This is a genomic window from Rodentibacter ratti, assembly GCF_002000485.1.
In the GTDB taxonomy this organism is placed as follows: domain Bacteria; phylum Pseudomonadota; class Gammaproteobacteria; order Enterobacterales; family Pasteurellaceae; genus Rodentibacter; species Rodentibacter ratti.
Genome location: NZ_MLAJ01000019.1, coordinates 1 through 9,363 on the forward strand (window position 1 = coordinate 1; position 9,363 = coordinate 9,363).

The 9,363-nt window shown below is 37.9% G+C and carries 7 protein-coding genes; 2 read left to right on the forward strand and 5 right to left on the reverse strand.

All coding sequences use genetic code 11. The annotated features are described in order from the left end of the window. The 4 genes from BKG94_RS09760 to BKG94_RS09775 form a co-directional block, all read right to left on the reverse strand. Positions 1 to 303: hypothetical protein (locus BKG94_RS09760; RefSeq protein ID WP_143538932.1), on the reverse strand; the 303-nt coding region annotated here is incomplete at its 3' end. 12 nt (positions 304 to 315) lie between these two features. Next, positions 316 to 1,353, reverse strand: coding sequence for an IS1595 family transposase (locus tag BKG94_RS09765; RefSeq protein WP_077436630.1), 1,038 nt, complete (start codon positions 1,351 to 1,353; stop codon positions 316 to 318). Positions 1,354 to 1,766: 413 nt separating this feature from the next. After that, on the reverse strand, positions 1,767 to 2,651 hold the full coding sequence (locus BKG94_RS09770; RefSeq protein WP_077436632.1) for an OmpA family protein: 885 nt from the start codon (positions 2,649 to 2,651) through the stop codon (positions 1,767 to 1,769). A gap of 71 nt (positions 2,652 to 2,722) precedes the next feature. Continuing rightward, complete coding sequence (locus tag BKG94_RS09775) at positions 2,723 to 6,667, reverse strand: YadA-like family protein (RefSeq protein ID WP_077436634.1); 3,945 nt, start codon at positions 6,665 to 6,667, stop codon at positions 2,723 to 2,725. A 369-nt stretch (positions 6,668 to 7,036) separates the two neighbouring features. On the opposite strand from BKG94_RS09775, the gene BKG94_RS09780 reads away from it, so the two are divergent. Then, positions 7,037 to 7,945, forward strand: a complete 909-nt coding sequence (locus tag BKG94_RS09780; protein ID WP_158074644.1) for a glycosyltransferase family 2 protein — start codon at positions 7,037 to 7,039, stop codon at positions 7,943 to 7,945. Here the strand turns inward: BKG94_RS09780 and BKG94_RS09785 are convergent. After that, positions 7,925 to 8,263, reverse strand: coding sequence for a helix-turn-helix domain-containing protein (locus BKG94_RS09785; RefSeq protein WP_077436638.1), 339 nt, complete (start codon positions 8,261 to 8,263; stop codon positions 7,925 to 7,927). The genes BKG94_RS09780 and BKG94_RS09785 overlap by 21 nt on opposite strands. A 109-nt stretch (positions 8,264 to 8,372) precedes the next feature. Here BKG94_RS09785 and BKG94_RS09790 point away from each other — a divergent pair. Then, positions 8,373 to 9,363 (forward strand): IS1595 family transposase (locus BKG94_RS09790; RefSeq protein ID WP_077436640.1); only part of this gene is annotated, 991 nt, incomplete at its 3' end.

Sequence of the window (9,363 nt, forward strand, 5' to 3'; positions counted from 1 at the left end):
GCAGTAAACTAATATTCTGTCAGCAATCACCTCGTTTTCCCACTGCATTAAACCTTCGATTTCATTTAGCCTTTTCTGTGCTTGGTATTGGGCGTAGGCTTTTGAGTAGCGAGGTTCGACCGGCTCTATTTTTGCAGGGACTTTGGTTTCCAATAAATCGAAAAATTTGTTGATATTACGCCGTTCACTCCATCTTACCGTATGGCGTTTTATATCATCCAAAATAGAATGGTCTCCCCATATCCAAATGTCAAAATCTTCACTAGATTCAAAATAGATCCGCATATCATAATGTAGCTTCATTTTTGCTCCTTATTAGGTCGTTTGTAATGAATGGATGCCAAATCGGGCTTCGGGCATTTTATTGCCTTGCCAGTAGCCGGTAAAATGGCGTGAGGGTGAAGTGTTGAACGTGCAGCGTAGCAAATGTTCAAATTTCTCTTTGACGCTTTTTCGACGATTATCTTCCCGCCACGCTGTCTCGTTAGCGTAGAACATTAGGTACTTGTTTTTCATTTTGTGGTAAATCCCTGTAATGGCACGCCGCAGTCGTGCAAAAAAGGATTCGGCAAGGTTGTTGGTGATGCCCTCGATGGAACGATATTCTTGGGAATGATTTACCCGCCATAAATCATAATGGAATGTCAGGCTATCGTAGGCAGGGTTTTCGTCAGCGTGAATCGTGCTGTTGGGTTTCACAAGGCGTTGGGTTAAATCTAGTATGTCTTGGGTGTTTTCTTCTTTGACGAGGGCAACAATACTTCGCTCTGCGCCTTTCATTATATTTTGATTTTTTGCCCGTTGCCGGAATACCAATACACAAGCCTTATCCTTGCGTTGATGGCGTTTCTTACGTCTATCAATGCGTTTGTGGCGGAAGTTTTTCGGGCGAATGTAGTAGTTTACATAAGCGCCATCAATATGGACTTCGCCGTGTAGTGGCGTTAAATCTTTCGTCTTTTCTAGGCTTTCACGGAATTTGTGTAGTAGTACCCATGCGGTTTTATATTGCACGTTGAGCTTGTGAGAAAGGGAAATGGCTGATAGGCCTTTGCTTTCGGTGGCAAAGAGAAGGATTGCAATAAGGATTTGCCGCAGGGTGAGTTTGTGAAATTGAAATATTGTGCCTGTGGTAATCGAAAAGCGATATTGGCAGTGTTTGCATTGAAATTGTTGGCGTGTGTGGATGAAATAGGCTTGATGGCAAACGCCGCAACGCGGACAAACTTGTTCCGTGTCACTGTGCCAACGGGCATTTTTGAGTAAGGCAAAAATTTCGGCATCAGAAAGCAGCGCCACTTGCGCAATCGGCAAGCGGCGTGCTTTGGCTGATAACAGAAAATGCTGTGCCATAAAAACAATAATCCCTTTATTACAACGCTTAAATTTCCAAGCCTTTTTAGGCTTTAAAAAAATCAAAAGTCGTAATAAAGGGACTATTATTTTTCTGTGCGGAAAAATGTATTGTTATATAGGGTGCTTGTCAAGGAAAATTTTCAAGCGATTTAAGCCTGCCTTTTGAAAAATCTGTCAAGTGTTTTTTTGAATTAATTTTGAAAATTAAAGAATATCAAAGAGTTAAAAAAATCCTATAAAAGGATCTTTTAGATCCTTTAGAAACTGATTGCTGATTTTTTAATCGGTATGCCTTAACTGGATTGTTTATTTATTAGTCAAAAAAAACAACCTCTTTCGAGGTTGCCTAAGTTAAGAACTTATTTTGAACAAATCTTCAAAACCGTAGGTTAAGAAGTTGGTATGCAGATTTACTGCAAATTCTGAGGGGAAATCGCAGGGTAAGGATTTCCGGTAATATGTGGGCTGTACGGGTACTTATCATCGTAAAGCGGCGCAGGGCCAATTTCCCCCGCAACTTTTCCATTTGTGCTGGTATTAATTTCTGTACCTTGTACGTTTACCACCACGCGACGGTTAGGGCGTAAACAATCTTTTGCCGCTTGGTTACTGCCATCACAATGTTTAACTTGGTGAGCCTTACCGTAACCAACCGCACTTAATTCGGCACTAACTCCCAATCGCTGAAGTTCGTCTTTTACCGTATCAGCACGACGTTGGGATAAGTCTAAGTTATATTGGTCAGGCCCCATACGGTCGGTATAGCCTTCAATCGTTGAGTATTTGATGTTTAATTGATTTAGTTTATTGGCTAATTCTGCCACAAGCTGCTTTCCTTCATCTTTTAATGTGGATTTATCAAAATCAAACAAAAAATCAGCACTCAGATTAAATGAATGGTTGGAATGGCAGCCATTCGGAAACCAGTAAAATTCTTGTGCATTCATATTTTTGTCAAATAGCACTTTGTATTGGCAGATTTTGTGTTCGCCATTTTCGCGATAATTGAATACATAATCCCATTCGCGCACACCGTACAAGCCTTCGGCAAAATGCGGGCGACCGATAAGATTGTGCAATTGCTCTTTATTCATACCGCGTTCAATTTGACGAACATTGTCCCAGTTTGGCCATGATCCAAATTGTGAGCCATCGTGATTAAAAGCGGAATCTTCAATTTTAGGGAAAATTGGGTTATCCGTTGTTCCTGCTTTTGAAACCATTGATAGATTACCACAAGCGGTTAAAAATGCAGTGGAAATGACAAGTGCGGTCAGTTTTAATGTCGTTTTCATTTTTTGATACCTTGTTAATTTATTTAGAATGCAGGGGAAAATCCCCTGCGGATTAAAGGTCTATAAAGAGGTTACCAAGCGTAGCCTACCCCCACCGTGCCAATAACATCGCCACGCATATTTGCACTGCCGGAGAGTTTTAGCTTCACTTTGCTGTTGTCTGATAAGCGGGAATAACCCACTGCAACGGCCTGTTCACCTTTATAAGTGCTTGCTGAAGCGGACACCATTGATTTACCGGCTAAGTGAATTTCAGGTAAACCTGCGATAGCAGCCGCCCCCGCAATTCCCGCTCTTGCTTCCTTATTGACTTTATTAATCTTGTTATCTAAATGATTAACCCGATTACCTAATTGTTGGATATTTTGTGTGTTTTGCATCACCCACATATTGGTGGCGTGTAATTGTGAACCGTTTACCGCATCCGTTGAGGTTGGCGAAATTTCACCTGTGGCGACATTCGTGACTTTTTTACCACCGGCATTAACACCATTTTTAGAGATGGATACACTACCGGTTGTCACAGAGTTCACCTTCAAATCATCAACTAAGCCTACTTGCACATCGCCATTAGTCGCTGTTGAGGTTTTGATATTTTTACCATCCCCTTTAATGCCGACCGGTTGGGTTAAATTTTGACGGGTATAGCTTTTGCCATCATCGGTTGTGGTTGATACACCGGCAATGTTCACTACTTGCTCACCGTGATTATTTTCAGTAATCGTGACGCCATCGCCACCTTTGATTGCTTGAGTTGTCGCTACAATTTCACCATTATCACCATAGGTTAAGCCTTTGCCAATTTTGGTTTCAACCGTGTAATTTTTAGAGCCGTCTGCGTTGTCGGATTCTGTAACGCCTACACCTTTACCACCAGTTACTGTATTTTGTGCTGCATCAATGGTATAGCCCGTTTTTGCATCACCGGTTACTGTCACTGCCTTGCCACTGTTGATTTTCACATCATTGACTACATTGCCGTTTTTATCAAAGGCTAAACCTGCACCTAATTTAACGGAAACCGTATAATCTTTTGTGCCTTGTGTGTTATCAGCGACTTCTACCTTTACCCCTTTTCCTGCTTTCGTTACAGATTGGGTATTGGTATCGACGATATTGTTTACTTGATCGATAACCTCTTGCAATTGATCGTTAGTAATTTCACCTTTTGCAGAAATGACATAACCATCAGTCGGATTGCCCGTTACCGTCACGTTTTTGCCGGCGGTAATGGTAGTAGCCGGTTTTCCGCTAATAGTAAATGTGTTGGTATCGGTATCTTCATCAATTGTAATGTGATCGCCGGCAACAAGTTTAGTGCGAATTTGGTTTACCACTTCATCTGCGACATCAGCCGGATTGAGGGATTTTTTCTCAATCGCATCGGCTAACGCGTAAAGTTGCGAACCATTGATCGCATCGGTTGAGGTTTCAGAAATACGACCCGCCGCAACGTTGGTAATTTGACGCTCTGCGCCCACCGCACCCACGCTTACGGTTGAAGTCGGTGCTGCACCTGCAAAGGTATATTTCGTTCCACCAACGGTATGACTTTCTACGGCATTTGCTTGAGTAACTTCGGAATTAGCACCCAATACGACTGCGCCATCGAAACCTGTACCTACATTGATGTTGTTACCCATCACCATGACATTGTTTGAGGCAACGGTATTGTTATTACCTGCAACAAACACATCATCGCCTGAAATGGTATTTGGATCGCCAATTGTTGTTGAGTGATTACCAGATACATTGTGACCTACACCAATTGCAATTGATTTTTCGCCGGATACTTTATTATCTGCACCTAATGCAATACTTTGCGCACCAGATACGTTAGAATCACGACCAATTGAAATGCCATCGTTCGCAGTGACAGTTGAATTTGTGCCTATTGCAATGGAATCATTGCCTGATGAAAAAGCATCTACTCCCACAGAAATTGAATTTTTACCCAAGTTTGCAAGGTTTGTTTCATTGAGTTTACGATTAATTTCGTCAAGTTCAGCTTGTTTTGCGGTTTTATCTTGTTCGAGTTGTGTTTTTTCAGCTTGTTTATCAGCTAAGTCTTTCTCTTTCAAACTTTTTAAGTCCGCAGCACCTTGTTCATCAGGTGTTAAAGCTAAATCCTTGACTTCCTGATTAATATCATCAATTTCTCTTTGTTTAGCCTCAATAGCTTTTTGAGCTTTATCAATATCATTTTGTAAATCTTGAGCTGCCGTAATTACACCTTTTATTACTTCATTACGAACATCATAAAGTTTTAGCTTTTGAGCATCTTCCGTTAATTCTTTCGCTGTTTCTACGGCATATTGATTAAATAAATCAATTGTAGATTGCTTTAAATTGACTTTAATATGCTCATAATAATTTTCGTCATTATCTTTACTTTGACGAATATCGTTATAAAGGCTAACTAATTTAACCTGAGCATTAAGGTCTGATGGATTGGCAATAGCTGAGTCATAAGCTACTACATACTCTTTTAATTTAGAAGCAAAATTCTCTACTTTTGAAAGTTGAGTGACATAGCTATCTTTATCAAAGAGCCAACTAGAATCCGTAGCATTGAAATCTATATTGTTATAAAAATTATCATAGAATAGGGAAACCCAATCACGAAGATAATTTATATCAGTATTAGAAATAAATGCCTTAGTATTTTGATCTGATACTATTCCATTATCAATAGACCCAAGTTCATTTTTAAATGTATTTTTGACAAAATTAGCTAGATCTTTCTGAGCTACAAATTCTACACTAGATTTTTTATCCACCGGAGGTAGATGTAATACTGTGACAGCATTAGTGAGATCGCTTGCTCCGTTAGCTGCTCCGTATCCTTTATAATATCTATATAAGACAGATTTATAAGATTTAGCTATATCTTGAATAGCATTATTTGTTTCCGAATTAATAATATTTTTTAGGTTATAGAAAGAATAAAAAGCATCTTTATTATTTCCATCAAAAATATCCACATATGTTCTTGCTCTTAAATTATTAAACGTATTTATGTTGATTTCAGATGAAAGAACTTCGCTTACCCTTTCTAAATAATTGACTAAAGATAAAGCCCCAGTAGTTCCTATATTAGTAGTTGTATTATATTCAAAAACATTTCCTACATATTTAGGGCCTGAAATATCAAACTTAAAGCTATAATAGTCCCTATTTTGTGTATATTTAACGCCAGCAGCATCTTCATTGGCATCAAATAACCCTTGACGATTAATATAGCCGCTAATTACTTCTTCATATTTATTAATTTCCCATTTATTTGTATAGTCAGGATAATCTGCTTCAACCATACCTTTAAGGTCAGTCGCTAATTTATTTACGCCACTTGTACCACTGGATGAATCAGAAAGTTTATTCCAATCTAATTTACTTAATTGAGAAGTGAAATCAGTCCAAACTGTTTTATCGCCACTTCCTGTCGCTGATGAAGATTGCGCATTTTGTTTTGCTCGTTCAAGTTCTTCAAAGAGCGGAGTTAATTCACTTTGTTTAAGGGTAAGTTGGTTATTGAGATTATCTAACTGGTCACTTTTAGCATTTGCCCGGTCGATAATTTTATTTAGATCTCGAATTTGCTCATTAAGATTGTTTTGAGCCTGATTATTTGCTTCAATATTTGTGCCAATCGTACCGATCTCTCCTTCTTTTAAGGTTTTATCAGAAAGTAGATCGTTATATTCATTGAGTTTAGCTGAAAATTCATTACGGGATAAATTATTTCCTGTCGCAATGGAATCATTTCCTTGAGCAGTGCCTTTAACTGCGGTAACAATGTTATTGTAGCCATCAGCTACACCTTTTTCACCAGTAACGAGATTACCTGTACCAATAGTTGATGGAGTTGCTAAAGCAGGGTTTGTAACTCCAAGAGATAAAAGAGAAAGCATTATCAATGCAGCTAAAGTTTTACCTTTACCACAAGATTTAGCTAATTCAGAAGTGACAATTGATTGACCTAACGCATTGCGTTTAATTTTAAAAACTCGATTCATTACGTTTTCCTTTCGAAGAATCAATAGACAAGCCAATACGAAACATCGTATTAACACGGAAAATTCTAAATAGAAAACTGTAAAGACGAGTAATATTTATTGAAAAGGGTATCTAGCTTTGCTATAATCTCCCCAGAATTCGTTATAGAATTCTGTATAACGGTAATATTAGAATTTTTAGAGGTTCGCCACTGTAAAGTGGCGAATTTTTTGTATCTAACGCAGAATATTCTAAAGAGAAAAAAGATAAAAGTAAATATGGGCTTTTATTTCGTTTCATTGTGCTAGACGCTATCTCATAGTAAATAATGACATCTCACATCCATTGTTTTACAATAGATCCATTTCCACAATAGAATGTCATCTGGAATGAATACACCGAAAATTAGCTTCATCCTTCCTGTCTATAACGTATCTCCTTATCTATCCGATGCAATTAAAAGCATACTCCGTCAAGAAATATCAAAAGAAATTATTTTAGTTGATGATGGTTCAACTGATGATAGTTTAGCGATTTCACTTGACTATGCTAAAGAGTATCCTTTTATTTATGTGATTCATTCTCTGAATAAAGGTGTAAGTGCAGCTCGAAATGCAGGATTAAGAATAGCTCAAGGAGAATTTGTACTATTTCTTGATCCAGATGACTTTCTACATCCAAATTTAAACCTAGAAAAATTATATTTATTAGCAAAAGAACATAATGTTGATGTTGTAAAAGGTACTCATTTATTAAATATTAATGAAAAATATATACCTTGTTCACCCGTTTCCGCTTATGTGAATAACAGTAATACCTATTTAAGTTCGCTAAATAATTTATTTTACACAGCCATTCCAAATAATTGGTTTATCCATATTGGTACTTTACTCATTAAAAAAGAGTTTCTACAATTAAATAATATAGTATTCAATCAATCTTTACCTTTTGGCGAAGATACACTATTCAATGTTGAGTTATTGTTGTGTAGTGGGACTATTTTAGAAGTCGCGGATTATTTTATGATTTATCGCCGTCGCCCAGATAGTGCAATGACAAAACCAGTAGAAAAGAGTAGGTTAGACTCTCAATATAACCTCATTCAGTTACTCGCAAAAAAATTAAGAGCTATAAATGAACCAAATCTCCAAAAGTTAATTCAAGTTGTAATAAATATGAATTGCCAACATCTATTAAAAACGATAGAACAGATGAAAAGTACCGATGGAGTATATGATTATTTATTAACTAATGAAGTAAAACATAATGCAGCCCAATCACCGATTAGCTTCGCGTAAAATAGTCGCCAAACTTTGTATAGCATATTGAGATTTCTCATTGCTTTCCCGATAATTTTTTATCAATTCAATCTCAGAAATAGAAAGAGATTCTTTTTCTATTTCTGAACTAAACATCTCGCCTTCTCCTATAAGCAACCAGTTAATATTAATATTCATTGTTTCTTTTAATTTAATCAGAGCTTCAACATTTGGTTCTCTTTCTTCACGCAAATAGTTTTGTACGGAACGGTAAGGGATACAAGAGCGTTCTGAAAACGTTTTTATATTGAGTTTTTTTGCTTCGAGGACTTGTTTTAATCTTTTGCTTATGTTCATTTGAGTATTTCATATTGACTTTTTATGCTCTATAGGGTAATATTAAAGCGTAAAAAATTACCCTTATGGGTATATTGTATTATTGAATGGTTGATAAATCAAAATTCTTATGACGCAACATTTCCTCCTCTCAAGCAAAGCTCGCACGCTTTCGTCCTATGAGATAGCTCAACTCTCGGATGAACAAGCGTTTGATTTGCTTTGCGAGCTTCGATGGGGAAGTAAAGAAAATGTCGTTTGTCCGAAATGCGGTATTCAACACATCGCATATCGAATCTCCACCCGTAACCAATGGCGTTGCCGTCACTGTAATCATACTTTTAGCGTAACTTCCGGCACAATTTTTGCCAATCGTAAGAAGCCAATTAAGGTTTATCTCTACGCCTTGATGGAATGGGTCAATGCCGTGAAAGGTTTATCCTCACTGCAATTGGCTCGCAATGCTAACTTAAACCCGCGCACTGCCTTTGTGTTATCTCATAAATTCCGTAAAGCTCTGCTTGAAAGCCGTGATATGCAGCCGCTTTCCGGTGAAATTGATATGGACGGGACTTACGTTCATCCCGCACCACGCAAAGCAAATAAAAAATCCGACCGTATCGACTACCGTTTAAAAGAAAATCAAAATCCCGATAAACGCTGTGTCATCGTGGCGCGTGAACATTATTCAGCGGACGAGAAAGCGAACAATGTTTTACACTGTGGGGCAAAGCGTTCACTTGTTTTCGTGGCTCATACGGAATCCCAATCCGTAGTAAAAAGTTTTGCGGACAAATTCATTAAGCCTAACACGAGAATCAATACCGATGAAAGCAATGCCTATGATGTCTTGCTACCTTACTATGATTTACGCACCGTCAATCATAAAGAGGAATATCGCAGTGATTTAGGCGTAACGAATAATCAGGCGGAAAGCCTGTTCAGTCGATTCAAGCGAATGTACTACGGACAGGTTCACCGTATCAGTAATGAATACTTGCTCAACTATGCCAATGAAATTGCGTATCGTGAGGATAATCGCCGTCAATCCAATAAAACCCAATTTATTGATGTACTCAGTCGATGCTTAAAAACCACCAATGAAAACAACGAATGGTGCG

What these genes read in the sequence shown, in the direction of transcription:
- BKG94_RS09765 (WP_077436630.1), bottom strand. Translation starts at nt 1,353, where the DNA reads ATGGCACAGCATTTTCTGTTATCAGCCAAAGCACGCCGCTTGCCGATT.
- BKG94_RS09770 (WP_077436632.1), bottom strand. Translation starts at nt 2,651, where the DNA reads ATGAAAACGACATTAAAACTGACCGCACTTGTCATTTCCACTGCATTT.
- BKG94_RS09775 (WP_077436634.1), bottom strand. Translation starts at nt 6,667, where the DNA reads ATGAATCGAGTTTTTAAAATTAAACGCAATGCGTTAGGTCAATCAATT.
- BKG94_RS09780 (WP_158074644.1), top strand. Translation starts at nt 7,037, where the DNA reads ATGAATACACCGAAAATTAGCTTCATCCTTCCTGTCTATAACGTATCT.
- BKG94_RS09785 (WP_077436638.1), bottom strand. Translation starts at nt 8,263, where the DNA reads ATGAACATAAGCAAAAGATTAAAACAAGTCCTCGAAGCAAAAAAACTC.